Here is a 26034-nt window from a genome sequence, read left to right as displayed (position 1 = left end):
AGAAAATAGATAAAGCAGTCCAATGAAAAGGCCGTCTGAACCTTTCAGACGGCCTAAATCATGTTGTTTTCCACAAGTAATTATCCACATATTCATATCTTTTATCTTATTGAAAAATAAAAATATTAAAATTTAATGTTATTCTTATACACATCTTATCCATATATTTTCCCAAACTAAAAAGGCCGTCTGAAACGAAGCTGTTCAGACGGTCTTTACATGTCAAACCGACAATATCAATCGCCCATGACCTTGCCTTCACGGCGCGGGTCGGCGCCGCCGAGTAAACCTTCTTTGCCGATCACAATGCCTTGCACGCCGGAATTCAAATCGCGGATTTGAACTTTATAGCCCAATTTTTCCAACGCAGCTGCTTTATCCGCCGCAGCGGTTTTATCCTCGATCTCATACTGGCTGCCGCGATTAAGCATATTCGGCAGAGAGATTGCCGCCTGAATGTCCATGCCCCAGTCGATATGCGCCACCAGCGTTTTGGCAACGAAACCGATGATGCGGCTGCCACCCGGCGAACCGACTGCCATATAAGGTTTTCCGTCTTTCATCACAATGGTCGGCGCCATCGAAGAACGCGGACGTTTTCCACCAGCAACGCTATTTGCCACCGTTTTACCATCCTCTCCGACAGGATTGAAGGCAAAATCGGTTAATTCGTTGTTGAGCAGATAACCGTTTGCCATCAGCCCCGAACCGAACGCGTTTTCAATCGAAGTCGTCATCGATACAACGTTACCGTCTTTATCCACAACCACCAAATGGCTGGTGGACGGCAGCTCGACCGCCATGCCCTGCGCGTATGCTTTGCCAAACTTGCCTGCCTGAATAGTTTCCAATGCCTTGTCAGCCTTGCGGATTTCTTCGGCACGCGGTTTCAAATAAGCTTGAGAAATCATGGCACGGGTCGGAACGTTTACAAACTTGGGATCGCCGACATAATAATCACGGTCGGCAAAAGCAATCCGCGACGCATCGCCTATCCAGCGCCAACTGTGGATATTTTCCGATCCCAACGCTTTCATATCCTGATTCTGCAATACGCCCAAAATCTGCCCCAAAGCGATTGCGCCGGAACTTGGCGCGCCCATGCCGCAAACTTCATATTCACGATACGGCGCACAAACCGGCTTACGCTCGATAACTTGATAGTTTTTCAAATCCGCCATGCTGATTTTGCCAGGATTATCCACAGCACTGGTAACGGCACGAACAATATTCTGCGCCTGCATTCCCTGATAAAACGGCGCACTGCCTTTTTCCGCCAATAGACGTACGGAACGCGCAAATTCAGGGTTTTTCAACACCGTTCCCGCAGCCAAAGGTTTGCCGTCAGGCAGGAAGTAAGCGGCGGTTTGCGGATAACGTTGCAAGGGTTCCAAATTTTGCTCGATGGATTTCGCCATACGCGGAGAAACAGCAAAACCTTGTTCCGCCAAAGCAATCGGTTTGTCAAACAGGCTTGCCCACGGCAATTTGCCGTAACGCTTGTGGACATCTTCCAGCAGCTTCGGAATCCCCGGCACGCCGACCGAACGGCCGCCGACCACTGCGTTCATAAAGCCCATCGGCTTGCCGTTTTCATCCAAGAAAAGCGCCGGCGTTGCCGCTTTCGGCGCCGTTTCGCGGGCATCAAACGTCGTCAGTTTTTTCGCCTTATTGTCCCAATACACCAAAAACGCGCCGCCGCCCAAACCAGAAGACTGCGGTTCGGTCAGACCTAAGGTCGTCTGCATGGCGATCATCGCATCTATCGCGCTGCCGCCGCGTTTCAAAACCTCGTATCCCGCCTCGGTTGCCAACGGATTGGCAGACGCCGCCATATAATGTTTGGCGCGGATTAACTTCTGCTCGGTCAGCCCCGTCCCTCGTTCCGGCGCATGGTTATCCACAGATACGGAGGGCAGGGCAACTTGAGGCTTTTGAACCGGCTGTTGCGCACAAGCGGCCAAAACTAAAATAGATAACAACTTAATACTAAAGGAAAATTTCATATTCAATCCATAAATTTAAATATTTTCAGACGGCCTTTTCCCAACTTGAACAAGAGGAAATATGAAAATATTCAGAAATAAAAAACCATTTGACTATTTCCCTACTCAATCAGTTCCGATTGGAGAAGTATAAAACAAGCTAAGATTGTGCACAGGCAAAAAGTTACCCACAGAACAAAGCGGCAGAAAATTTTTATCCACATATGCAAACAAGGCCGACCATACTTTATCCTCATCAAAAAATATCAGCTAAGTATTTGAAAAATTTTTTTAATCAAAGTTATCAACAAGCTGTGGCAGCACTCAATATCATCTTCTATTTATTATTTAAAATCTTATTTATAGTTTGTTTTCCCAAAGGCAAAGGCCGTCTGAAACGTAAAGGCATCTTTTCAAAAAATTAAAAAGTTAAGGATTGTTAAAAACGTGTAAATCAGCTAGAGTTACGCTTGATAAAATTAATCAATAACGGAGTTTCACGAAATGAAAGGCGACATTGGCGTAATCGGCCTTGCCGTAATGGGGCAAAACCTGATTCTCAACATGAACGATAACGGCTTTAAAGTTGTCGCATACAACCGTACGACCAGCAAAGTAGATGATTTTTTAAACGGCGCAGCCAAAAATACCAATATTATTGGTGCATATTCACTGCAAGATCTAGTTGATAAATTAGAAAAACCGCGCAAAATCATGATGATGGTTCGCGCCGGTTCTGTTGTTGACGATTTTATCGAACAACTCGTTCCACTTTTGGACGAAGGCGACATCATTATTGACGGCGGCAACGCCAACTATCCTGATTCCACCCGCCGCACACACGAGCTGGCGGCAAAAGGCATCCGCTTTATCGGTGCCGGCGTTTCCGGTGGCGAAGAAGGCGCGCGTCACGGCCCGTCCATCATGCCCGGTGGCGACGAAGCCGCATGGCCTGCCGTTAAGCCGATTTTCCAAGCCATCTCCGCCAAAACACCTCAAGGCGAGCCTTGCTGCGACTGGGTCGGCCGTGACGGTGCGGGCCACTTCGTCAAAATGGTGCACAACGGCATCGAATACGGCGACATGCAGTTGATTTGCGAAGCGTACCAATTCATGAAAGACGGTTTGGGCCTGTCTTATGACGAAATGCACCAAATCTTCAACGAGTGGAACAAAACCGAACTGGATTCTTATCTGGTCGAAATTACCGCCGCGATTTTGGGTTACAGAGATGAAAACGGCGAACCTTTGGTCGAAAAAATCCTCGATACCGCAGGTCAAAAAGGTACAGGTAAATGGACCGGCATCAATGCCCTCGATTTGGGTATCCCGTTGACCCTGATTTCCGAAGCCGTATTTGCACGTTGCGTGTCCGCGTTTAAAGACCAACGCACCCAAGCAAACAGCCTGTTTGGCAAAACCATTACCCCGATTGAAGGCGACAAAGCCGCATGGGTCGAAGCCCTACGCCAAGCCCTGTTGGCATCCAAAATCATTTCTTATGCACAAGGCTTTATGCTGATCCGCGAAGCCAGCGAAAACAACGATTGGGCATTGAATTACGGCAATACTGCCCTCTTGTGGCGCGAAGGCTGCATTATCCGCAGCGCGTTCTTGGGCAACATCCGCGACGCATACGAGGCCAATCCTGATTTGGTCTTCTTGGGTTCCGATCCTTATTTCAAAGGCGTATTGGAAATTTGTCTGCCTGCATGGCGTAAAGTGGTGGCCAAAGCGATTGAGTGCGGTATTCCGATGCCTTGCATGGCTTCCGCAATTACCTTCCTTGACGGCTACACTTCCGAGCGTCTGCCCGCCAACCTGCTGCAAGCCCAACGCGACTACTTCGGCGCGCACACTTACGAGCGTACCGACAAACCGCGCGGCGAGTTTTTCCATACCAACTGGACAGGCAAGGGCGGCGATACCGCTTCAACCACATACGATATTTAATTTGCCCGGGCAAACAAAAGGCCGTCTGAGTATTTCAGACGGCCTTTTTATAGGGTTATCCACAATGAAGAATGAAATGATTTAATCTACTTGATAGATAACTTTATGAAATAAATAAAGATAAATAAAGGCCGTCTGAATATTTCAGACGGCCTTTAAAATTGTTCACAACCTTATCAACAGGTTTTCCATAGATTAAACCAGATTTTGCGGATTGCCGGCCACGAAGCGGTTGATGTTATCCAAAAGGATGTCAAACAGGCGGTTTGCGGCTTCTTGGCTTGCCCATGCAATGTGTGGCGTGACGATGAGGTTGGGCAGTCGGGCTTTCAGCAGAGGGTTGCCGTCGCGCGGCGGCTCTTGTGTCAACACGTCAAAACCTGCACCGCCGATTTGGCCGTATTTCAACGCCGCAACCAAAGCGGCTTCATCGACCAAGCCGCCGCGCCCGCAGTTGATGAGGATGGCGCCGGGTTTCATTTGTTGCAATTCGGCTTCGCCTATCATGTTTGCCGTTTGCGGTGTGAGTGGACAATTAAGCGACACGACATCGGCGGAGCGGATGGCTTCGTCAAAGGAAACATAGCCGTCGCGGACGCTTTGGGCATTTTTATGTTCGGCGAACACGACATTCATTTTGAAAGCCTGAGCATAAGTTGCCAGTGTTTTACCGATATTGCCGCGACCGAAAATCGCCAGCGTTTTGCCGTTCAAATCGCGCATCGGTGCGCCGAGGTAGCAGAAAAACGGCGAGTTTTCCCACAAGCCTGCCGCAACGTCGCGCTGGTAGGCAGGCAGGTTGCGCATCAGGGTAATCATCATCATAAACGCGTGTTCCGCCACGGATTCATTGCCGTAAGCGCGGATATTGCACACTGCCGTAACATTTTGTTTGGCGGCCTCAACGTCCACATTGTTGACGCCCGTCGCGGCTAGCGCAATCAGTTTGAGCTGCGGGTTGGCGGCGATGTGTTCGGCGGAAATCACGACTTTGTTGGTAATGATGATGTCCGCACCCCGTATGCGCGCCAGCGTTTCGTGCGCTTCGGTTGTGCCGTAGCTGCTTAATGTGTGTGGAAAATCAAATTCAAACGGGCGATTGACGAGGGTATCGCGGTCGAGGACGACAATTTGGAGCGGATTCATAAAATTCCTATCAAAAATAAAATATCGATTTATAAAATCTAAATCAGGATAAAGGATTTAAAATATACGTGTTAGTTGATAATAATTATTATGTAGCTATTAAAACATCAATGTATCAGGAAAACAGCATGATTAAAACCATTACATTTGCTATTTTGCATTTCAGCGTCGCATTTAGTGTCGCCTATATTCTGACCGGCAGTATCGGCGTTTCCAGCGCGGTGGCTTTGGTCGAACCCATCGTCAATACCGTCGTCTTTTATTTTCATGAAAAAGCGTGGAACCGCTACGAGAAAAACAAATCCGAAAAGCAAAAATTGTGGGTGCCTCTGCATCAGTGCGGCTAAAGTTTCAGACGGCCTTTTGCTTGGTTAAAACCGATTATGGTTTTTCGGTTCGTCCATTGCCATCAAAATGCCAAACCCTAAAATAGAGTAAGACTTTACGAAGGCTTCATTAAGGTAAAAATGCTAAAATACGCTATTCTTGCAAACCCATTCAGACGGCCTCAATGCTCACCGATTTAGAAAAAAACGCCATCCGCGACCATTACCAAAACATTGGCAAAAACCTGCCCGGTTTCCGTCCGCGCGCTTCGCAGCGGGAAATGATTGCGGCGATTGCCAACGCTTTTTCGCGGACGTTGACGCGTGAAGAAGGCGAAGAAGCGCCCAAACGCGAGGGTGAGAGCATTGCCGTGATCGAAGGGCCGACCGGTGTGGGTAAATCGTTGGCCTACCTTTTGGCCGGCGGCATCATGGCGCAAACGCGCGGCAAATGGTTGATCGTCAGCAGTGCGACGGTGGCTTTGCAGGAGCAGTTGGTTGACCGCGATTTGCCGTTTCTGGTCGAAAAAAGCGGTTTGGAGCTGACCTTTGCGCTTGCCAAGGGACGCGGCCGTTATCTTTGCCCCTACAAACTCTATCAACTGACGCAAAACAATGCCCAGCAAAACCTGCTTGGTTTTGAAGCGCCGGAAGTGTTGTGGGACAGCAAACCCAAGCCTGAAGAATTGAACCTGCTGCGCGACATTGCCGATGAATTTTCCGCCCGCCGCTTTAATGGCGACCGCGACACTTGGCCGGAAAAAATCGATGACACGATTTGGCTCAAAGTGACCAACGACCGCCACGGCTGCCTGAAATCCGCCTGTCCCAACCGTCCGGAATGCCCGTTTTACCTGGCACGCGATGTCTTGGAAACCGTCGATGTCGTCGTTGCCAATCACGATCTTCTGCTTGCCGACATCAGTATGGGCGGCGGCGTGATTCTGCCTGCGCCTGAAAACAGTTTCTATTGCATAGACGAAGCGCACCACCTGTCCAAAAAAGCCCTCAGCCGCTTTGCCGCCGAACATTCATGGAATATTGCCGTTTGGACGCTGGAAAAACTGCCGCAGCTTACCGGCAAAATTGCCGCGCTGACCGATAAAGCCGAACTTGCCAACCTTGCTGACGAAGCTGCCACATCCTTGCTCGATAGCCTGCATGAATGGCAGTTCCATTTGGCGGAAGAGCCGTCTTTAAGTCTGGGGTCGTCTGAAAACGACAGGCGGAAACACAACGAACCGACTTGGCTGTGGGAAGACGGCAAAATCCCCGAAGGCCTGGAAACCACAGTTTCCAATACGGCCATTGCTGCGCGCAGCCTGCTCAAACACGTTATCGGCCTGAACGATGCGCTTTCCGCCGCGCGCCGCGAAAAAGAGCAGGATGGCGCGCTCCTCGACCGTCTGACCAGCGAGTTCGGCCTTTTTATCGCCCGTATCGAACAAATCAGCGCGGTTTGGGATTTGCTCTCCACCGTTCCCATTGAAGGCGAAGAGCCGTTGGCGAAATGGATAACCCGCCGTGCCGACGACAAAAACGACTACATTTTCAACGCCAGCCCCATCAGCAGCGCATCCCACCTTGCCAACAGCCTGTGGCGGCACGCGGCAGGCGCAGTGTTGACTTCGGCCACCCTGCAATCGCTCGGCAGCTTCAACCTGATTTTGCGCCAAACAGGCCTATTATGGTTGCCCGAAACCACCACGCTTGCATTGGAAAGCCCGTTTAATTTCGATGCGCAAGGCGAGCTGTATATTCCGCCGGTTCAAGCCAGCCCCAAAGACCCTGATGCGCATACGGCCGCCATTGTCGAATGGTTGCCGAAGCTGGTTTCGCCGGTTGAAGCCATCGGTACGCTGGTGTTGTTTTCCTCGCGCAAGCAAATGCAGGATGTCGCCTTACGACTGCCTGACGAATACTTACCGCTTCTGCTTGTGCAGGGCGAGTTGCCCAAGGCCGTTCTTTTACAAAGGCACCATCAAGCTATTGCCGAAGGTAAAGCCAGCATTATTTTCGGCCTCGACAGTTTTGCCGAAGGCCTCGACCTGCCCGGTACGGCCTGCGTGCAAGTCATTATTGCCAAGCTGCCGTTTGCGATGCCGGACAATCCCATCGAGAAAACCCAAAACCGTTGGATTGAACAACGCGGCGGCAATCCTTTTATCGAAATTACGGTGCCCGAAGCCAGCATCAAACTGATCCAAGCTGTCGGCCGCCTTATCCGTACCGAACAGGATTACGGCCGCGTGACCATCCTCGACAACCGCGTCAAAACGCAACGCTACGGCCAACAATTATTGGCTTGTCTGCCGCCGTTTAAGCGGATAGGGTAGTTGTGGATAATTCAAAGGCAGAGGCCGTCTGAAATCAAATGTTCAGACGGCCTTTTATTCTTTTCAAACTATAAATCCAATTTCATGACGGATACGGTTTCCCCGTTGTGCCAAGTCTGCGTGATTTCTTTCCAGCCGAACTTTTCATACACGGCTTGCACATCCGGCGTATAGAGAAACAGATGCGGCAAACCCAGTTCGCGTGCTTTATCCAGACAAAACGAAACCAGCTGCCTGCCTACGCCCAAACCGCGAAATTGCGGCAAAACGAACACATCGCCCAGCCAATATTCGTGTTCGGGAAAACACGCCATATCAAACCGCTTTAATGCTGCCGAACCCATCAGCCGCCCTTCATTATTCACAGCCGCAAACGCCAGCGGCAAGTTATCCCCATCAAGGCACTGCGCGTAATACGCACGGATTTTGTCCAGAGACGACCACGGCGCAAAATCGTGCCACTCCTCAAACAGCGCGAGGGCTAAAGGCTCGACAAATTCAGGCTTCAGACGGCATATGTTCATATCGGGTCCTTTTGTTGTACCGCGTAGGGATTATTTTTGCAGTATAGGCCGTCTGAAAGGTTAACACATCTTAAAAAATCAGCGTAAAACACGATAAACCCGCCGCCAGTCCCATTCAAATCACTTATAATTCTGCCGTACCGCACACAAACAAAAGAAGAACATCATGGCCAAGAAATTTCCCATTTTCCCGAAAAATCCCGAGCGTATCTGCTGGGGTTGCGACAAATACTGCAAAGAGGACGATTTGCAATGCGGCAACGGTTGCGAGCGTATCCAACATCCCATCGAGTTGGACGGCCGCGACTGGTATAAAAAAGGCGACTGGAGCAATTTGTTGAGCGAAGAGCAGCAAATTGAACTTGGACTGAAAGAAGCGCCCAAGCCGGCCAAACCGCATATCAAACTGCCTTTGAAAAATAAAACAGCTTAAACGGTATGCCGTAAATAAACGAAATAAAAAGGCCGTCTGAAACCTGAAAAACAGGATTTCAGACGGCCTTTGTGCTGTCGGATTATGCCTTCACATAATGCACAAACGCGTATTCGATGCCTTTGGCGGAAACATGGTTTTCCCGAGAAGCTTCTTGCCATGTTTCTGTGGAAAACTCAGGAAAAAACGCATCGCCGTCCACATCCAAACCGACTTCGGTCAAACGCAAATCCGTGGCAATCGGCAGGGCTTGTGCATAAATTTGCGCGCCGCCCATGATGATGACTTCTTCAACCCCCTGACACAAAGCCAGCGCATCTTCCAAAGAGGCCGCCGTTTGCGCGCCTTCGGCCTGATAATCTTGGCGGGTGATGACGATATTTTGACGGCCGGGCAGCGGTTTGCGCGGCAGCGACTCCCATGTTTTGCGGCCCATAATGACGGGTTTGCCGTTAGTGTAGGATTTGAAAAAGGCAAAATCCTCGGGCAAATGCCAAGGCATGGTGTTGTTGATGCCGATACAGCGGCGGGCGGCATAGGCGGCGATAAGGGTGATTTTAGGCATAATGAAATCCGTTTGCAAAATAGAATGATTATAGCGGAAGGGAGGCGGGAAGGACTGAATGCCCGATATTATAAAAATGTTTCAACATTTATAAAATCAATATTCAAAATACTTAATTTTGACAAAAATCATTTATTGTTCATTTTTTTAGGTATATGATAAATATCATATCAAATAAAAAAGGAAAGGAAAAAATGATGAGAACCCTCTGTATTTCTGCTTTGACTGCCTCCCTGTCTTTGATGTTGACTGCCTGCGGCGGCGCAACAAGCGGCTTGTCGAATGCCGTGACCGAGCCGCTCAATCCGCATCCGAAAGGCGTGTTGTCCGTTGAATTGAACGAATCCGTCCCTGAAAACGGTACGTTGGAGCTGACCGCCAACGGTAAAACGCAAACCCTGCAAAAAGGCGGCAAACTCGATACCGGCTTTTTGAAAACCGATAAAGTATCTTCTTACGACTACGCCCAAAAAATCAAGGTAAACGGTCAAGTCATCACTTTGGAAACGGGCGATTTCCAAGTGTATAAACAAAATTATTCCACTGTTGCCGCGCGTTACGCCAAACAAAAAGCCGATGACGCAGGCAAGCTGCAAAACCTCGATACATACATATTTACCGTCGGCGAAGTCCAAGGCGATGAAACAGCGTATCGCAATTTACCCAAACAAGGCAGCTATCAGTATTCGGGGATCGCGTTTAACGGCGACGACCGCAGCGGCCGTCTGAAATACACTGTCGATTTCGATAAAAAACAAGGTTACGGCAAAATCAGCAGCATGGCTTCCCACAATAATGTCGACCTGCTTGCCGCAGGCATTGCCAATAACAACGGAAAAGCCGCCATCAGCGGTAAAACCAGTTTGAACGGTATCGAAAACGGCCGTTACGATTTGAAACTCTTCGGCCCGCAGGCTGAAGAAATTGCCGGTAAGGCGCAAATCAAAGTTGGCGATTCCACCAAAGAAATCGGTTTGGCCGGTAAAAAAGAATAGGAAACAAGGCCGTCTGAAAGGTTCAGACGGCCTTTTTGTGACAAAAAAAGCAACGGCCCAAACCGTTGCTTTTTTCATGCCAACCTAAATTACAGGCTGCCCAAGATAATGCGCAATACGCGGCGCAACGGCTCGGCAGCGCCCCACAAGAGTTGGTCGCCGACAGTGAATGCGCTGATGTATTCGCCGCCCATGCCCAGTTTGCGGATGCGTCCGACAGGGACGGACAGCGTGCCGGTGACTTTGGCGGGTGTCAGCTCGTGGATGCTGGCTTCTTTTTCGTTGGGGATGACTTTCACCCAATCGTTCGCGCCTGCCAAAATCGCTTCAATTTCAGAAACGGGTAGATCTTTTTTCAGCTTCAGGGTGAGGGCTTGGCTGTGGCAGCGCATAGAGCCGATGCGTACGCACAAGCCGTCAATCACGGTCGGATTGTCGCTGCGGCCGAGGATTTTGTTGGTTTCCACGCCGCCTTTCCATTCTTCTTTGGACTGGCCGTTGCCCAAGTCCACGTCAATCCACGGAATCAGGCTGCCGGCGAGCGGTACACCGAAGTTGGCTTTCGGATAATCTTCGCTGCGCAGGAAATCGGACACTTTGCGGTCGATGTCGAGAATCGCGCTGGAAGGATCGGCAAGCTCGTCTGCCACTTTGGCGTGAATCGCGCCCATGCCGTTGATGAGTTCGCGCATGTTTTTCGCACCCGCGCCGGAAGCGGCTTGATAGGTCATGCTGGTTGCCCATTCGACCAAATCGTTTTGGAACAAACCGCCCAAAGCCATCAACATCAGGGAAACGGTACAGTTGCCGCCGATGTAGTTTTTCACGCCGTTTTTGAGGCCGTTGTCGATGACGTTGCGGTTGACAGGGTCGAGGACGATAATCGCGTCGTCTTTCATGCGCAGGGAAGAAGCCGCGTCAACCCAGTAGCCGTTCCAGCCACTGTCGCGCAGGGGTTGGAAGACGGATTTGGTGTAATCGCCACCCTGACAAGTAACGATGATGTCCATTTTTGCCAATTCGGCAACATCGTTGGCATCCAACAATGTTTTGGCTGCCTGACCGAAATCAGGGGCATCGCCGCCGACGTTGGAAGTGGTAAAGAAAAATGCTTCGGGAATGTGGGCGAAGTCGTTTTCTTCTTTCATACGCTGCATCAAAACAGAGCCGACCATACCGCGCCAGCCGACAAAACCTACTTTCATGTGTTACTCCTTACAAAGAAAATCCGGATAAGTTTATAGTGCATTAACAAAAATCGGAACGGCATCGCCTGCCGTTTTGTTCAGACTTTTGTTAACCCACTATAAAAAAGGGGAAAACAAACGTTTTAACGCCGTCTGCGGAAAATGTAAAGGTTTTTATCGAAATTTTTTAGAATGATGGAAAAATAGGTTAAGATGGCAATGAAATTGCATCTCATTAAATAGCACAGAGGAAGATTAAATGAGCGAAATCAATTTGTCGGATTTGCCTAAAACAGAAATAGTAGATGTCCATATTGCTTCGCCGGGGGCGAGGGTTGCGGCATATTTGTTGAATAATCTGTTTACTTTTTTGATATGGTTGCCATTCATCGTGATGGTAGTTTTCACTTTAGATGAAAGCAAAAAATTAGTTTCGGAATCTTCTCTTTTTAATACCCCTGAATATTTTGCCATAACATTTTTTATTTCTTTGGCTGTTTATTTGGTTTTTGGTATTGTCCAACTGTATTACATGAGCCGGGACGGTCAGTCTTTAGGTAAAAAAATTATGGGCATCCGGGTGTTAAAAAATGACGGAAGCAATCCGGGCTTTGAAGGAACGGTTTTAATCCGCGAAGTTGTCTGGGCGCTTGCTGTTGGTGTTGTGGTAACTATTGTATCGTTGGCAATAAGTGACACGGGTGGAAACCTGATTTCTCTGCTTATAGCCTTCATTAACTTCATCATGCTCTTCTCCGTCAAACGCGACCGCCGCACGCTCTACGATATGCTGGCCGATACGGTTGTCGTCAAATTGCCGCCGCGCCGATAAATGGCTTTTTTGTGTTAAAATCAGCACTTTCCAACATAGGCCGTCTGAAAAATAGCTTTCAGACGGCCTTTCGACACGCTATTGATTCCATGAAAAAACATCTGTACCGCATCACGCTCGTCAGTATTGCCGCAGCCATTCTTGCCGCCTGTCCGAGCAAAAGCATTAAAAACCTCCCCGAAACCGACACCAGCGTTATCAAAGGCCCTGACCGCCCCACCGGTACGCCCGATCCCATCGGTACGACAGTGAGCGGGGGAGGAGCAAACTACACCGTTGTTTCCTACAACGAACTGCCGCACTGGAGCACCCAACACTTCGCCAAAAGCCTGCAATCTTTCCGCTTAGGCTGTGAAAAACTTAAAAACCGCCAAGGCTGGCAGGACGTTTGTATCCAAGCCATGCAAACGCCGGCGCACCATTTCCAAGCCAAACACTTCTTTGAACGCTATTTCACCGCATGGCGTGTCGATAACGGCGGCAATCCTGCCGGCACCATTACCGGCTATTACGAACCGGTCCTGCACGGCGACGACAAATCCACGAGCCAATCCCGTTTCCCTATTTACGGCATTCCGAACGATTTTGTTTCCGTTCCGTTGGCTGCAAACTTGAGGGGCAGCAAAGCCACCGTCCGCATCCGCCAAACCGGCCCAAACAGCGGCGTCATCGACAACAGCGGCACATATACGGCCGACTTGTCCAGATTCCCGATTACAGCACGCAGCACTGCGCTGAAAGGCCGTTTTGAAGGCAGCCGTTTCGTTCCTTACTACACCCGCAGCCAAATCAACGGCGGCGCGCTTAACGGCAAAGCGCCGATTTTGGGTTATGCAGATGATCCGGTCGAACTTTTCTTTATGCACATTCAAGGTTCAGGCCGTCTGAAAACCCCGTCCGGCAAATACATCCGCGTCGGATTTGCCGATAAAAACGAACATCCGTATGTTTCCATCGGCCGCTATATGGCGGACAAAGGCTATCTGCCGCTGGGTCAGACCAGTATGCAGGGCATCAAGGCCTATATGAAGCAAAACCCCGGCCGCCTTGCCGAAGTTTTGGGACAAAACCCAAGCTACGTCTTCTTCCGCGAGCTGACCGGCAGCAGTGATTCCGGCCCGGTAGGCGCATTGGGTACGCCGTTGATGGGCGAATACGCCGGTGCCATCGACCGTCACTACATCACGCTTGGCGCACCATTATTTGTCGCCACTGCCCACCCGACCACCAAAAAAGCCCTCAACCGCCTGATTATGGCGCAAGACACCGGCAGCGCGATTAAAGGCGCGGTCCGTGTGGATTATTTCTGGGGCTATGGCGACGAAGCAGGCGAAGTGGCCGGCAAAATGAAAACCACCGGCTATGTATGGCAGCTTCTGCCTAACGGCATGAAACCGGAATACCGTCCATAAAAAGTGGTTTAAAAAAGGCCGTCTGAAACCAAGATTCAGGTTTCAGACGGCCTTTTTATTTCATAAAAATGCGGCAGGTTTTAAAAACCTGCCGCGGTATGGGGACATACAGCTCGGACGGTAAGCCGGGTTCTGTCGCGGACAGTCATTCCTCTAGGCACATCATTGCTGGTGTGCTCAAGCAACCTACCCGAACGCTCGGCGAGCAGCGTCATCGCGTTCTGTTTGGTCTTGCTCCGAATGGGGTTTAGCCTGCTGCGCTTTGTTACCAAATGCACGGTGCGCTCTTACCGCACCTTTTCACCCTTACCTGTTTTGCCCGAAGGCAATCATCGGCGGTATTGCTTTCTGTTCCACTTTCCGTCGCGTTACCGCGCCCGGCCGTTAGCCGGCATTCTGCTCTGTGGAGCCCGGACTTTCCTCCCCGTATGCCTTACGCGATACGCGGCGACTGTCTGTCCGACCTGTATGAGGTGCGGATTATAACACAGCCGCCATAGGGTTCAGACGGCCTAAATATTTATTTTTTCTTTTTAAATGCTATTTCGGTCAAACCCAACTCCTGTGCTTTTTTGCGGACTGCGGATTCGGGCATTTCGCGTGCCAGGCGGCTGGTGCAGTATTCGGTCATGGTGGTGGCGCAGGCTTTGAAGTTGCCGGTAAAGTCGCTGGCGGCACTCAAAAACGGGATGAGGCGGCCGGCCATGATTTCTTCGGCCGGTGCGTCTGTTTGGGCGGATACGCGTCCGGACTCGACCGCCGAGAAAATTTGTTCGGTAAAGCGTCGGGCGAAGTTTTCTTCTGTTTGGCAGTCTTGGAATGCGGTGTTTTCGTGTTGGCAGACAAAGGTAACTTCGCCTTGAGTTTCTTGCAGCGGTTCGGCCAAATCGAGTTTGAGGGTTTGCTTGTCGGTTTGCAGCCAGGCGGTGCGGCCTTGGGCTTTGATGATTTTGCCGTAAACGCCGATGGCATCGTTTTTGGGGATGTTTTTCTGTTCGGCAAGTTGTTGGGCCGAGAATAAGGGGGCTTGTTCGGCAAATGCGCCGCCGGTTTCGTGTTTGAAGTAGGCGGCGAGGTCTTGTTTGATGAGGGCTTGGGTCAGTAGTTTTTCGCCTTCGGTCAGGCGGTGTGCAAAGCCGTGTGTTTTGGGGGCGGATGCGGCATCCGTGGTCTTGGTGTCCGGTGTGCAGGCGCTCAGGAGTAAAAGCAGGGGAAGGATGTATTTCATGGTTGGTCTCTCAACAGGCCGTCTGAACCTATGGTTTCAAACGGTCAGCGTTGTTTATCGATAACGATAAACCCGGCGGGGATAAACGGGATAGGCCGGGTAATTGCGGACGGGTTCGCTGTCTTGATAGATGACGGTCGTCCCGGGCGGGGCGTTGATGGTCACGGTTTTGTTGACGGTGGTTTGCGAGTGGATGGGCAGGTCTAAGACGGCGGTGCGCCCGTACGGAGTCTCGGTATAGACGCACGCGCTTAGAAAGAGGGTGATGCTCAGGGCCAATGCCTTCATGTTTCAGACGGCCTTATTTGAGCAGGTTTTTCAAGGCCAGGCGCACGCCTTCGCCGACTTCCGTGCCCTTGGGAATGCCTTTGGTGGCGGCTTTGGCTTCGCGTTCGTTGTAGCCGAGGGCAAGCAGGGTGTTGATGATGTCTTGACTTTCATCGGCAACGGCATCAGGGGCAAACAGACCGTCTGAAACGGTATGGGATACGAGTTTGCCGCGCAGTTCTAACACCATGCGTTCGGCGGTTTTCTTGCCGATACCGGGGGCGGAGGAGAGGCGTTTCACGTCTTCTTCGGCGATGGCTTGCGCCAGCTCGTCGGCATTCATGGTCGACAAAATGCCCAATGCGGTTTTAGCACCGATGCCGCTGACTTTGACCAGTTGGCGGAAGGTGGCGCGTTCCTCGGCTGAGGCGAAACCAAACAGCAAATGTGCGTCTTCGCGGACGACAAGCTGGGTGTAGAGATGGACGGTTTCGCCAACGGAGGGCAGGTTGTAGAAAGTCTGCATGGAAACGTCGGCTTCATAACCGACGCCGTTGACATCGATAACGACCTGCGGCGGATTTTTCTCAATCAATTTGCCTGTGAGCCTGCTGATCATGGTGTTCCCCTGTGATTAAAAAAGGCCGTCTGAAACCTTGCAATTGGGTTTCAGACGGCCTTGTATTGTATCAAACTTCAGCGGTAACGCGGACGAAATCAGATGGCGGATGCCAGATTCAGATGACGGGCGCGTTCGCCTGCTTCGGCGGCACGTTCTTGGCTGCTGAACGGACCCATTTTGACAACGTATTCGTAGTTGCGTTTTTCAAGCATGATTTTGCTGTCGGATGGCAGGCTTTGTGCGGCTTGGTTCAAATAAGCCTGTGCTTCGCGTTGGGTACCGAAGGATTTCAAATCAACAAAAAATTCTTTGTTGTTTGGGGAAATAATGGTTTGAGCGGCGGTTTGGCCGGGGATGATCTGCTCAACTTTGACGTTGGCCGTGCCTTGGTTGATGAAACCCAATTGTTGGGCGGCGGCTTTGGAAACATCGATGACGCGGTTGCCGTGGAAAGGGCCGCGGTCGTTGACACGGACGATGACGCTTTTGCCGTTTTGCATATTGGTCACGCGTGCGTAGCTGGGAATAGGGAGGGTTTTGTGGGCGGCGGAGAGGGCGTTCATATTGTAACGCTCGCCGCTGGAAGTTTTACGGCCGTGGAATTGGTTGCCGTACCATGAGGCTTTGCCGGTTTGGCTGAAAGAAGAAACTTGGGTCAGCGGCGTGTAGCGTTTGCCGGCAACTTTGTAACTGCGGTTGGCAGAAGGATGCAGTTTTTCGACTCGGACCACGCTGTCGGCGACGGCGGCATTGATGGAAAGGACGCCGATGGTGGCGGCGGCTAAGGAAAGGAGGGTTTTTTTGGTAAAAGTCAAAACGGGTTCCGTTCTTGAGTTGATAACGCAGCGGTTTCAGACGGCCTGTTATACGCCGCCGGCAAAACCGTTTTGCCGCCATGCTTCAAATAAAATCACGGCGACAGTATTGGAAAGATTCATGCTCCTGCTGCCGGGCATCATCGGCAGGCGGATTTTTTGTCCGGCAGGCAGGCTGTCGAGAACTTCGGCAGGCAGGCCGCGCGTTTCGGGACCAAACAGCAATACGTCGCCTTCGCGGAAGGAAACTTCGTCGGGGCGGGTAGAGCCTTTGGTGGTCAGCGCGAAAATACGGCGGCCTTCAAGGGCCTTGAGGCAGTCTTCGAAATTCTCATGTACCGTCAGTTTGGCAAACTCGTGATAATCCAAACCCGCGCGTTTCATTTTGGACGAATCCAGCGGAAACCCAAGCGGCTTGACCAAGTGCAAATCGGCACCGGTATTGGCGCACAGGCGGATGATATTGCCCGTATTGGGCGGGATTTCGGGTTGGTACAAAACTATGGTAAACATATAAATCAATCACTTATAGAGTGGCATAATGCCGAAATGTTCCATGGGTGTCAAAAACTTTAAGCTATTTTTTCATTGGCGGCCGTGCCAAAGACCAACAACAAATCCGGCCTGCGCCTGATTTTTTCAGCGTTTTCGCCAATTCGTTTAAAGTCGAGCCGGTGGTGAAGACATCATCAATTAACAGAATATTACACGCCTTCGGCAATTCGGCTTTGATTTTAAATGCATTCTTGATATTTCGCCGACGTTCGTCGCTTTTCAGCGTACTTTGCGGCTCGCCATGCCGTCTGAAAACCGCGTGGCGCGGCAGCAGCGTCCAGCCGTAGCGTTTTGCCAAAATATCCGTCAACGCCTCGCTTTGGTTGAATCCGCGCTTGAGCCGCCGCTCTTTGCTCAAAGGCATGGGCAGGACGAAATCGAAGTGTTCCGTTGCCAGCCAGTCCGGTGCGTTTTGGCACATTAAATCCGCCAATGGTCGGCTCATGCCCAAATCAGCCAAGTGTTTCAGCTCGCGTATCATGCTGCTGACGGGCGGTTCGTAATACAGCGAGGCCCACATTCTATCAAATGCGGGCGGCTTTTTCTGACAACTGCCGCACACTGTCCCGCCCGCGATATGGCGGAAACACAAAGGGCAGCTTTGTGCCGCGTCGATAAAATATTCCGTCAAATCGTTTGCGCAGCCTCGGCAAAGGCCGTCTGAAACGGAATCGTGGCATAATACGCAACGTCGCGCATTGAGCTGTTTCAAACTGCGCCACCAAGAAAGAACATTCATGCCACACTCCGCCAAAAAAGTTTATCTGATACACGGTTGGGCGGCGAACCGCCATGTATTCGACGATTTGATACCGCGCTTGCCTGCCGATTGGGACGTCCGCGCGCTTGATTTGCCCGGACACGGCGATGCGCCTTTTACCGAGCCGTTTGATATTGCCGCCGTTGCCGAAACCTTTGCCGGACAAATCGACACGCCGGCACACATTCTCGGCTGGTCGCTGGGCGGACTGGTTGCTCTGTATCTGACCGCGCTTTATCCCGACAAAATCAAATCGCTCTGCCTGACGGCAAGTTTTGCCCGATTGACTGCCGACACGGATTATCCCGAAGGCTTGGCGCAACCTGCCTTGGGCAAGATGGTCGGCGCATTCCAGCAGGATTATGCCAAACATATTAAACAGTTTCTACAACTGCAACTGTTGCACACGCCGCATTCCGGCGAAATCTTAAACCGGGTACTGCCCGATTTGGCGAGCTGCGGCACGCCTTCCGCCTTACAGGCCGCGCTTGAAGCGGTCAACCATGCCGACGCGCGTCCGCTGTTGCCGCTTATTCAAACGTCGTCATTGCTGGTGTTTGGACAGAAAGACGCCATTACGCCGCCGCGCATGGGCGAATATTTACACCGCCATTTGAGCAACAGCGAGCTGGTCCTTATCGACAAAGCCGCACACGCGCCCTTTTTAAGCCATGCCGACGAATTTGCCGAAACCTACCGCAATTTTGTCGAAAAGGCCGTCTGAAACAGCCTTCAACCATAAAAACAGAATATTGTCGGGCAAAGCCCGCTGACACGACCCACCATGACCGAACAAGACAAACGCTGGCAAATTCACCGCCATCTCGCCCAAGACACCGACGAGCGCCTGCAGCTGGTCCGCAATGCACCCAAACGTATCATGCTGATTGGTGCCGATGCCGACATCAGCCGCAGCCTGCTGGCCGCGCGTTATCCCGACGCCGTGTTTGAAGAATACGATCCGAATGCCGACTTTTTGAAAACCGCCGCCGCCGCGCGCAAAGGCGGTTTCTGGCAGAAGCTGACCGGCAAAACCATTCCGCAGCATTGCCAAGCCCTGACCGCGCCGCTGCCTGAAGCTGCCGCCGATATGTTGTGGGCCAACCTCAGCCTCAGCCGCGCCGACGATATTTTGCCGGTATTGAAAAACTGGGCCGCTGCTTTGAAAACCGACGGATTATTGTTTTTCACGCACTTTGGCCGCGACAGCCTGAGCGAGCTGACAGGCCGTCTGAACCATGAAGGCATCGAATGCGAAGCGCCCACGCTGATTGATATGCACGACTTGGGCGATATGCTCGCCGACAACGGCTTTTACGATCCGGTAACCGACACGGCCAAGCTTGAGTTGAGCTATAAAAAAGCCGGGACGTTTTGGCAGGACATGGAAACCTTGGGATTGTGGAATGCATTGAAGTTCAGCAGTCCGCAAGCGGCAAAGGAATGTGTGGATAAGATTTTTGCCAACGAAGGCCGTCTGAACATCACGCTTGAAACCGTGTACGGCCATGCCGTGAAGAAATTGGTGTTGCCTCAAGGGGAGAATGTGGTGCAGTTTTTCCCGAAACGGCAGGGCTAGTTTGGCGGTTGTGGCGGTAGGGTTTACACCGCGATTGCGTATTTTCGAATGCGGTTTGGCGTTTGTATTGATTGCCTGCGCTGTTTAATATGTATGAAAAAGGCCGTCTGAAAAGTTTTCAGACGGCCTTTTGTTTGATTCCAAATTAAGCCTGTTTGGCAGCCCATTCGGCCGGAGTGGCGGCAACGGAAATCGACAGTGCGTGCAATTCGTTGCTTTCGAGTTGTGGCTTGAGGCCATCTTTAATCAGGCGGTGGCGGGCGAGGCGGGCTTTGCCTTCAAATGAGGAGGAAACGATGACGGCGAAGAAGTGATGGCCGTCGCCTTCGACTTCGACGTGTTCGCAAGGGGTAACGCCTTCAATCAGGGTTTTGACTTGTTCGGGTAAAAGCATGGGGGTTCCTTGGGAAATGGTTTGCTTGTAAAAGAGGGCATTATACCGAATCTTGATAAAACAGGCCGTCTGAAAAACCAAACTTCGGGTTTCAGACGGCCTCGGTCTTTGGGAGCGTCAAATGCTTATTCGTACACTTTCAGCAGCTCGACTTCAAAAATCAAAGTTGCGTGCGGAGGAATCACACCGCCGGCACCGTGTGCGCCGTAGCCCATTTCGGAAGGAATGGTCAGCTTGCGTTTGCCGCCTTCTTTCATGCCGCCGAAGCCTTCGTCCCAACCTTTAATCACTTGGCCGACGCCCAGAGTGATGGTCAGCGGTTGACGGCGGTCGAGGCTGGAGTCGAATTTGGTACCGTCTTCCAACCAGCCGGTGTAATGTACGGTGATTTCTTTGCCTTTGACGGCTTCTTTGCCGTGGCCTTCTTGCAAGTCTTCAATAATCAGGCTCATGATGTTCCTTTCGGATGTATGGTGAAAATCGGCTCAAGATTACCATATTGTGCGCAATCGTGAAACAAAGCCGCCCATATGGCCGGTAGCAAAAAGGCCGTCTGAAACGGATTTTCAGACGGCCTTTGTTTTATGCTAACCCTTATTTGTTGTCAGGTTGGGATTTGACATCGTGGGAGACGGGCAGCTCAGGCATGGTTCGGGCAGACTCTGGAACATTGCCGGAGAGGGCTTTCAAGAAGGCAACGATGTTTTCAGTGTCTTCCGGAGCCAAGGTTTTACCCAATTGCGCTTTTGCCATGATGTTGACGGCTTTATCCAGTTCCCAAACGCTGCCGTTGTGGAAGTATGGGTAGGTGCGTTCGACGTTTCTCAAGCCGGGAACGCGGAAGAAGAATTCGTCTTCGGCTTTTTTGGTTACGTCCGCACGGCCTTTGTCGTGTTTAGGATCGTCGATGTGTTTCCAGTAAGGACCGTCCACCAAGCCGAATTTTTGGAACATGGTACCGCCCAAGTTGACGCCGTTGTGACAAGCGATACAGCCGTTGTCCATAAATGCGCGTACGCCTTTGCGTTCTTGTTCGTTCAGGGCCGATACGTTGCCTTTCAGGTAGTCGTCCCAACGGGTCGGGGTCAGCAGGGTACGTTCAAACGCGCCCAATGCGGTGGTGATGTTTTTTAAGGAAACCGCACCGTCTTCAGGGAATGCGGCTTTGAATTTTTCTTGGTATTCAGGGATACCGGCGATTTTGGCGGCGGCATCGGCTTCGGTAACGTTGGCCATTTCAACCGGGTTGAGCAATGGGCCGCCGGCTTGTTCTTCCACATCGGCTGCACGGCCGTCCCAGAATTGGCTGCCCAACAAGGCGGCATTCAGGGCAGTTGGGGAGTTACGGCCGCCGAATTGGCTTTTGTGGCCCGCGCTGGTCGGCATGTTGTCTACGCCGGCAGTTGCCAAGTTGTGGCAAGAGTTACAGCTGACGGTGTTGCCTTTGGACAGGCGGTTTTCGTACCAAAGTTGTTGGCCGAGTTTGACCTGTTCTTCGGTAAACGGACGGACTTTTTGCATTTCGGCTAAGTCAGGCAAAGGTTTGAACGTAGCTTGCGCGCGTTCCAACAGGGCTTTATCTTCGGCAGAAATATCGGCGGAATTTTGAGGGGCCGAAACGGCGGTGGTGCTTGCGGCAGCATCGGCAGCGCTCGCGGCAGAAGCCGCTTGAGGGGTTTCGGTTGTTTGAGCCGTTTTCTCGCCGCAGGCGGTCAGCGCGGCAGAAACGGCCAAAGCCAAAGCGATTTGGTGGAGTTTTAAACGTGGCATAGGAGGGTTCCTTTGTTATGCGTTTGTTATGTAATGGATTGCTGATTGCACCAGCAAAATGCCAACTATAAAAGATAAGGCGGTTTTAATTTTTGTTGTAAATCAACCTTTTAAATTTGATAAATTTTGAAAATATCACTGATAGGGAAATTTATACTATGGAACTTTTTTATTATTTATTTACAATTAGTTACTGTTTTTAAGGCCGTCTGAAAAAATAAAATTCAGACGGCCTTTTAATTTTTATTGATTACGTCCGTTATCTTCTTTTAAAAAATCTTAAGAAATATGGGGTTATTAAAAAATGAAAATAATTTGCGTTATTAAACATAAAGCGTTATAAATGCGTTAATAAATGAACGTTTCACTTTAGAGTTTTTTATGCTGATTGCTTTATTGATTATGCTGCGCGAGGGCATCGAAGCCGCCCTGATCGTCGGTATTGTTGCCAGTTTTTTGAAACAGTCGGGACACAGCGAGCTGATGCCGAAGGTTTGGCTGGGCGTGTTTTTGGCTTCGGTCATGTGTTTGGGCATCGGTTACGGCATCCATTCGGCAACGGGCGAGATTCCGCAGAAGGAACAGGAATTAGTGGTCGGCGTCATCGGCCTGGTGGCCGTGGCCATGCTGACGTACATGATTTTGTGGATGAAAAAGGCCGCGCGTTCGATGAAACAGCATCTTCAGGATTCTGTTCAGTCGGCCTTGAACCGCGGCAGCGGCCAGGGTTGGGCCTTGGTCGGCATGGCGTTTTTGGCCGTGGCGCGCGAAGGTTTGGAGAGCGTGTTTTTCTTGCTGGCCGTGTTCCAGCAAAGCCCGACGTGGTCTATGCCGATAGGCGCGGTGTTGGGGCTGTTGGTGGCAGTTGTCATCGGTACGCTGATTTATCAGGGCGGTATGCGCCTGAACTTGGCGAAGTTTTTCCGTTGGACGGGCGCGTTTCTGATTGTGGTGGCGGCCGGTCTGCTGGCCGGTTCGTTTCGCGCGCTGCATGAGGCCGGCGTATGGAATGTGATGCAGGATATTGCTTTCGACACATCGAAATATTTGCATGAAGACAGCCCTTTAGGCGTGCTGCTCGGCGGTTTCTTCGGCTATACCGACCACCCAACCGAAGGCGAAGTCCTGATTTGGCTGCTGTATCTGGTTCCCGTCATGATTTGGTTTTTGCGCGGCAGCGCGCCGGCAAAAACGTTAACTAAATTAACTAAATAAGAAGGAAGTAAAATGAAAAAATTCAATCTGACTGCTTTGTCTGTAATGCTGGCTCTGGGTTTGACTGCGTGTCAGCCGCCTGAAGCCGAAAAAGCCGCGCCTGCCGCTTCAGGTGCATCCGCTGCCGCCAATGCCGACGGTTCGGTCAATATCGGTGTGAACGATACTGCCTGCGAACCGATGGAATTGACCGTCCCCAGCGGCCAAGTCGTGTTCAACATCAAAAACGACAGCGGCCGCAAGCTGGAATGGGAAATCCTGAAAGGCGTGATGGTGGTGGACGAGCGTGAAAACATCGCCCCGGGTTTATCCGACAAAATGACCGTTACCCTACTGCCGGGCGAATACGAAATGACTTGCGGCCTGTTGACCAATCCGCGCGGTAAGCTGATTGTTACCGACAGCGGCTTCAAAGACACTGCCAACGAAGCCGATTTGGAAAAACTGGCGCAACCTTTGGCCGACTATAAAGCTTACGTTCAAGGCGAGGTTAAAGAGCTGGTGGCGAAAACCAAAACCTTTACCGAAGCCGTTAAAGCCGGCGACATTGAAAAGGCCAAATCCCTGTTTGCCGCCACCCGCGTCCATTACGAACGCATCGAACCGATTGCCGAGCTTTTCAGCGAACTCGACCCCGTCATCGATGCGCGTGAAGACGACTTCAAAGACGGCGCGAAAGATGCCGGGTTTACTGGGTTCCACCGTATCGAACACGCCCTTTGGGTAGAAAAAGACGTATCCGGCGTGAAGGAAATTGCAGCGAAACTGATGACCGATGTCGAAGCACTGCAAAAAGAAATCGACGCATTGGCGTTTCCTCCGGGTAAGGTGGTCGGCGGCGCGTCCGAACTGATTGAAGAAGTGGCCGGCAGCAAAATCAGCGGCGAAGAAGACCGTTACAGCCATACCGACTTGAGCGACTTCCAAGCTAATGTGGAAGGCTCCAAAAAAATCGTTGATTTGTTCCGTCCGCTGATCGAAGCCAAAGACAAAGCGTTGTTGGAAAAAACCGATGCCAACTTCAAACAGGTTGAAGACATTTTGGCGAAATACAAAACCCCGAACGGTTTCGAGCTGTACGACAAATTGAGCGAAGAAGACCGCAAAGCCCTGCAGGCGCCGATTAATGCCTTGGCAGAAGATTTGGCCAAACTGCGCGGCATTTTGGGTTTGAAATAAGATAACGCGTTTTCAGGCGGCCTTTGGATATTGAAAGGCCGTCTGAATCTTATTGTCTCCCACACAAAATATGCTTGAAAACCAACCTTACTTCACACGATTGCAATCTTTCCGTTCCCTGCCAAGGAGCAGACCATGAGCCAAAACAAACAACCGGCACAACCCGAAAAACGAACCCTTTTCAAAACTGCCCTTGCCGCCGGCGCTATCGGCGTTGCCGGTTATTTTGCCGGTAAAAAACAAGGCGAAGCCGCCGCCGATACCCAAAACAACCAACATTCCGAGCTGGCCTATCCGTGTTACGGCGAGCATCAGGCAGGCATCGTCACGCCACACCAGCTCTTCGGCATCATGTGTGCCTTTGACGTTACCGCCAAAGACGCCAAACAACTTGAAAACCTGTTCCGCACCCTGACCGCCCGCATCGAATTCCTTACCCAAGGCGGCGAATACCAAGACGGCGACGACAAGCTCCCGCCTGCGGGCAGCGGCATCCTCGGCAAACAATTCCGCCCCGACGGATTGACGGTTACCGTCGGCGTCGGCAGCAGCCTCTTTGACGATCGCTTCGGCCTCAAAGACAAAAAGCCGAAACACCTGCAGGAAATGCGCGACTTTCCTAACGACAAACTCCAAAAATCTTGGTGCGACGGCGACCTCAGCCTGCAAATTTGCGCGTTTTCCCCCGAAACCTGCCAAGCCGCCCTGCGCGACATCATCAAAAACACCGCCCAGTTTGCCGTGATCCGTTGGAGCATAGACGGTTGGCTCCCTAAAGCCGAACCCGGCGCCATTGCCGCGCGCAACCTTTTAGGTTTCCGCGACGGCTCCGGCAATCCCAAAGTCGAAGATCCCAAAGTCGCCGATCAAGTCCTGTGGACGGGCGTTGCCGCCAACAGCTTGGACGAACCGGCATGGGCGAAAAACGGCAGCTATCAGGCCGTCCGCCTCATCCGCCACTTTGTCGAGTTTTGGGACCGCACCCCGATGCAGGAACAAACCGATATTTTCGGCCGGCGCAAATACAGCGGCGCGCCCATGGACGGTAAAAAAGAGGGCGACACCGCCGATTTTGCCAAAGACCCCGACGGCAAAATCACGCCCAAAGACAGCCATATGCGCCTTGCCAATCCGCGCGATCCGGAGTTTATGAAAAAACACCTGCTCTACCGCCGCGCCTTCAACTACTCGCGCGGCCTCGCCGCCAACGGCCAGCTCGATGTCGGCTTGGTGTTCATCTGCTATCAGGCCAACCTTGCCGACGGCTTCATCTTCGTGCAAAACCTGCTCAACGGCGAGCCGCTGGAGGAATACATCAGCCCGTTTGGCGGCGGCTATTTCTTCGTCCTGCCGGGTGTCGAAAAAGGCAGCTTCCTCGGCAAAGAGCTTTTGGGCGTATAAATCCGCCGATGGTTTGAATAGATAAAAAGGCCGTCTGAAACCTGATTTCCAGATTTCAGACGGCCTGAGTTTTTTCTATCAAACCAAATGTTCTGCCAAGAAAGCCAATGCGTATTCGACGGCTTGCGCCCTTACTGCTTCGCGGTCGCCTGTGAAAAGCGCGGTTTGCTCAAACGAGCCTTCGGGCGTGGTCAGGCCGAACCAGACTGTGCCGACCGGTTTGGCCGCGCTGCCGCCGCTTGGGCCGGCGATGCCTGAAATACTCAAGGCGTAATCGGCTTGCGCGACGGCCTTTGCGCCGCGTGCCATTTCATAGACGGTCTCGCGGCTGACCGCTCCGTGTTTCAGCAAAGTATCGGGCATGACGCCGAGGCGGTCTTGTTTGGCTTGGTTGCTGTATGTGACGAAGCTTTGATGAAACCACTGCGAGCTGCCGGGAATGGAAGTCAGCGCACCTGCAAGCAGGCCGCCGGTGCAGGACTCGGCGCAGGTAACGGTTTGACGGCGGCTGGTCAGGTGTTCGGCGATGGTTTGCAGATGGGACATGGCGGCTCC

27 protein-coding genes and 1 other RNA gene are annotated in these 26034 nt (G+C 51.6%); 12 read left to right on the top strand and 16 right to left on the bottom strand.

All coding sequences use genetic code 11. The features are described 5' to 3' along the window. Positions 1-236 precede the first annotated feature (236 nt). Positions 237-2006 (bottom strand): gamma-glutamyltransferase, encoded by a 1770-nt coding sequence (gene ggt / locus ACTHSA_RS07910; RefSeq protein WP_440378863.1) that lies wholly within the window; start codon positions 2004-2006, stop codon positions 237-239. 483 nt (positions 2007-2489) lie between these two features. Here ggt and gnd point away from each other — a divergent pair, with 483 nt between their 5' ends. After that, positions 2490-3938 (top strand): decarboxylating NADP(+)-dependent phosphogluconate dehydrogenase, encoded by a 1449-nt coding sequence (gene gnd / locus ACTHSA_RS07905; protein WP_440367599.1) that lies wholly within the window; start codon positions 2490-2492, stop codon positions 3936-3938. Positions 3939-4133: 195 nt separating this feature from the next. Here the strand turns inward: gnd and ACTHSA_RS07900 are convergent, their stop codons facing one another. Next, entirely contained in the window at positions 4134-5084 is a 951-nt protein-coding gene (locus ACTHSA_RS07900) for a D-2-hydroxyacid dehydrogenase (RefSeq protein WP_440378862.1), read from the bottom strand. A 128-nt stretch (positions 5085-5212) separates the two neighbouring features. Here ACTHSA_RS07900 and ACTHSA_RS07895 point away from each other — a divergent pair, with 128 nt between their 5' ends. Together ACTHSA_RS07895 and dinG are read left to right on the top strand one after the other, a co-directional pair. Continuing rightward, positions 5213-5431: a DUF2061 domain-containing protein gene (locus ACTHSA_RS07895; RefSeq protein WP_070826381.1), complete on the top strand. Its 219-nt coding sequence runs from the start codon at positions 5213-5215 to the stop codon at positions 5429-5431. A 164-nt stretch (positions 5432-5595) separates the two neighbouring features. Then, positions 5596-7746 carry an ATP-dependent DNA helicase DinG gene (dinG, locus tag ACTHSA_RS07890; RefSeq protein ID WP_049335670.1) on the top strand — a complete coding sequence of 717 codons (2151 nt, stop codon included), beginning with the start codon at positions 5596-5598 and terminating at the stop codon, positions 7744-7746. A 68-nt stretch (positions 7747-7814) separates the two neighbouring features. Here dinG and ACTHSA_RS07885 read toward each other — a convergent pair whose 3' ends face one another. Beyond that, entirely contained in the window at positions 7815-8270 is a 456-nt protein-coding gene (locus tag ACTHSA_RS07885) for a GNAT family N-acetyltransferase (RefSeq protein WP_049335668.1), read from the bottom strand. A 166-nt stretch (positions 8271-8436) separates the two neighbouring features. Between ACTHSA_RS07885 and ACTHSA_RS07880 the strand changes: the two genes are divergently transcribed. Then, positions 8437-8703 carry a DUF3079 domain-containing protein gene (locus ACTHSA_RS07880; RefSeq protein ID WP_003686685.1) on the top strand — a complete coding sequence of 89 codons (267 nt, stop codon included), beginning with the start codon at positions 8437-8439 and terminating at the stop codon, positions 8701-8703. A gap of 82 nt (positions 8704-8785) precedes the next feature. Here the strand turns inward: ACTHSA_RS07880 and ACTHSA_RS07875 are convergent, their stop codons facing one another. Continuing rightward, entirely contained in the window at positions 8786-9268 is a 483-nt protein-coding gene (locus ACTHSA_RS07875; protein WP_070624868.1) for a dihydrofolate reductase, read from the bottom strand. Positions 9269-9465: 197 nt separating this feature from the next. On the opposite strand from ACTHSA_RS07875, the gene ACTHSA_RS07870 reads away from it, so the two are divergent. Further along, a complete protein-coding gene (locus ACTHSA_RS07870; RefSeq protein WP_049335665.1) occupies positions 9466-10263 on the top strand; it encodes a factor H-binding protein in 798 nt (265 codons plus the stop codon). 89 nt (positions 10264-10352) lie between these two features. On the opposite strand, the gene asd is transcribed toward ACTHSA_RS07870, so the two are convergent. Beyond that, complete coding sequence (gene asd / locus ACTHSA_RS07865) at positions 10353-11468, bottom strand: aspartate-semialdehyde dehydrogenase (RefSeq protein WP_049335663.1); 1116 nt, start codon at positions 11466-11468, stop codon at positions 10353-10355. 241 nt (positions 11469-11709) lie between these two features. On the opposite strand from asd, the gene ACTHSA_RS07860 reads away from it, so the two are divergent. Further along, entirely contained in the window at positions 11710-12282 is a 573-nt protein-coding gene (locus ACTHSA_RS07860) for an RDD family protein (protein WP_004519205.1), read from the top strand. A gap of 89 nt (positions 12283-12371) precedes the next feature. Continuing rightward, positions 12372-13694, top strand: a complete 1323-nt coding sequence (gene mltA / locus ACTHSA_RS07855) for a murein transglycosylase A (protein ID WP_440378861.1) — start codon at positions 12372-12374, stop codon at positions 13692-13694. 105 nt (positions 13695-13799) lie between these two features. Here the strand turns inward: mltA and rnpB are convergent. From rnpB to ACTHSA_RS07820, 7 genes are all read right to left on the bottom strand, one after another. Beyond that, positions 13800-14161, bottom strand: an RNA gene (gene rnpB / locus ACTHSA_RS07850) — RNase P RNA component class A. A 53-nt stretch (positions 14162-14214) separates the two neighbouring features. After that, entirely contained in the window at positions 14215-14922 is a 708-nt protein-coding gene (locus ACTHSA_RS07845) for a hypothetical protein (RefSeq protein ID WP_440378860.1), read from the bottom strand. A 54-nt stretch (positions 14923-14976) separates the two neighbouring features. Further along, complete coding sequence (locus ACTHSA_RS07840; RefSeq protein WP_004519208.1) at positions 14977-15210, bottom strand: hypothetical protein; 234 nt, start codon at positions 15208-15210, stop codon at positions 14977-14979. A gap of 13 nt (positions 15211-15223) precedes the next feature. Next, positions 15224-15808, bottom strand: coding sequence for a Holliday junction branch migration protein RuvA (gene ruvA / locus ACTHSA_RS07835; protein ID WP_004519209.1), 585 nt, complete (start codon positions 15806-15808; stop codon positions 15224-15226). Positions 15809-15906: 98 nt separating this feature from the next. Then, positions 15907-16626, bottom strand: coding sequence for a septal ring lytic transglycosylase RlpA family protein (locus ACTHSA_RS07830; protein WP_070624865.1), 720 nt, complete (start codon positions 16624-16626; stop codon positions 15907-15909). A 48-nt stretch (positions 16627-16674) separates the two neighbouring features. After that, positions 16675-17139, bottom strand: coding sequence for a tRNA (uridine(34)/cytosine(34)/5-carboxymethylaminomethyluridine(34)-2'-O)-methyltransferase TrmL (trmL, locus tag ACTHSA_RS07825; RefSeq protein ID WP_049335654.1), 465 nt, complete (start codon positions 17137-17139; stop codon positions 16675-16677). A gap of 64 nt (positions 17140-17203) precedes the next feature. Next, the gene (locus ACTHSA_RS07820; protein ID WP_107737211.1) at positions 17204-17920 is read right to left on the bottom strand and encodes a ComF family protein; all 717 of its coding nucleotides are present in this window, start codon (positions 17918-17920) and stop codon (positions 17204-17206) included. Here ACTHSA_RS07820 and bioH point away from each other — a divergent pair. Together bioH and ACTHSA_RS07810 are read left to right on the top strand one after the other, a co-directional pair. Beyond that, a complete protein-coding gene (gene bioH, locus ACTHSA_RS07815; protein ID WP_440378859.1) occupies positions 17919-18665 on the top strand; it encodes a pimeloyl-ACP methyl ester esterase BioH in 747 nt (248 codons plus the stop codon). The two genes, ACTHSA_RS07820 and bioH, sit on opposite strands and share 2 nt — an antisense overlap. 60 nt (positions 18666-18725) lie before the next feature. Then, positions 18726-19520 (top strand): methyltransferase, encoded by a 795-nt coding sequence (locus tag ACTHSA_RS07810; RefSeq protein WP_440378858.1) that lies wholly within the window; start codon positions 18726-18728, stop codon positions 19518-19520. 145 nt (positions 19521-19665) lie between these two features. Here ACTHSA_RS07810 and ACTHSA_RS07805 read toward each other — a convergent pair whose 3' ends face one another. The 3 genes from ACTHSA_RS07805 to ACTHSA_RS07795 all read right to left on the bottom strand — a co-directional run bounded on the left by ACTHSA_RS07805 (position 19666) and on the right by ACTHSA_RS07795 (position 21684). Beyond that, positions 19666-19914, bottom strand: coding sequence for a BolA family protein (locus ACTHSA_RS07805; RefSeq protein ID WP_003686612.1), 249 nt, complete (start codon positions 19912-19914; stop codon positions 19666-19668). Between the two features lie 125 nt (positions 19915-20039). Next, positions 20040-20369, bottom strand: a complete 330-nt coding sequence (locus ACTHSA_RS07800) for an FKBP-type peptidyl-prolyl cis-trans isomerase (RefSeq protein ID WP_094192864.1) — start codon at positions 20367-20369, stop codon at positions 20040-20042. Between the two features lie 139 nt (positions 20370-20508). Further along, the gene (locus ACTHSA_RS07795; RefSeq protein WP_440378857.1) at positions 20509-21684 is read right to left on the bottom strand and encodes a cytochrome-c peroxidase; all 1176 of its coding nucleotides are present in this window, start codon (positions 21682-21684) and stop codon (positions 20509-20511) included. 381 nt (positions 21685-22065) lie between these two features. On the opposite strand from ACTHSA_RS07795, the gene efeU reads away from it, so the two are divergent. The 3 genes from efeU to efeB all read left to right on the top strand — a co-directional run bounded on the left by efeU (position 22066) and on the right by efeB (position 25479). After that, positions 22066-22899: an iron uptake transporter permease EfeU gene (gene efeU, locus ACTHSA_RS07790; protein WP_440378856.1), complete on the top strand. Its 834-nt coding sequence runs from the start codon at positions 22066-22068 to the stop codon at positions 22897-22899. A 12-nt stretch (positions 22900-22911) separates the two neighbouring features. Next, positions 22912-24078 carry an iron uptake system protein EfeO gene (efeO, locus tag ACTHSA_RS07785; RefSeq protein ID WP_004519217.1) on the top strand — a complete coding sequence of 389 codons (1167 nt, stop codon included), beginning with the start codon at positions 22912-22914 and terminating at the stop codon, positions 24076-24078. Positions 24079-24213: 135 nt separating this feature from the next. Continuing rightward, complete coding sequence (gene efeB, locus ACTHSA_RS07780; RefSeq protein ID WP_004519218.1) at positions 24214-25479, top strand: iron uptake transporter deferrochelatase/peroxidase subunit; 1266 nt, start codon at positions 24214-24216, stop codon at positions 25477-25479. A gap of 78 nt (positions 25480-25557) precedes the next feature. On the opposite strand, the gene ACTHSA_RS07775 is transcribed toward efeB, so the two are convergent. Further along, on the bottom strand, positions 25558-26025 hold the full coding sequence (locus tag ACTHSA_RS07775; RefSeq protein ID WP_039861904.1) for a CinA family protein: 468 nt from the start codon (positions 26023-26025) through the stop codon (positions 25558-25560). Between the last annotated feature and the right edge of the window lie 9 nt (positions 26026-26034).

The organism is Neisseria sp. P0008.S002, from assembly GCF_051962805.1.
Taxonomy (GTDB): domain Bacteria; phylum Pseudomonadota; class Gammaproteobacteria; order Burkholderiales; family Neisseriaceae; genus Neisseria; species Neisseria perflava.
Note: the sequence above shows the minus strand (reverse complement) of the source record. Positions and strands in the feature narration are given on the sequence as shown.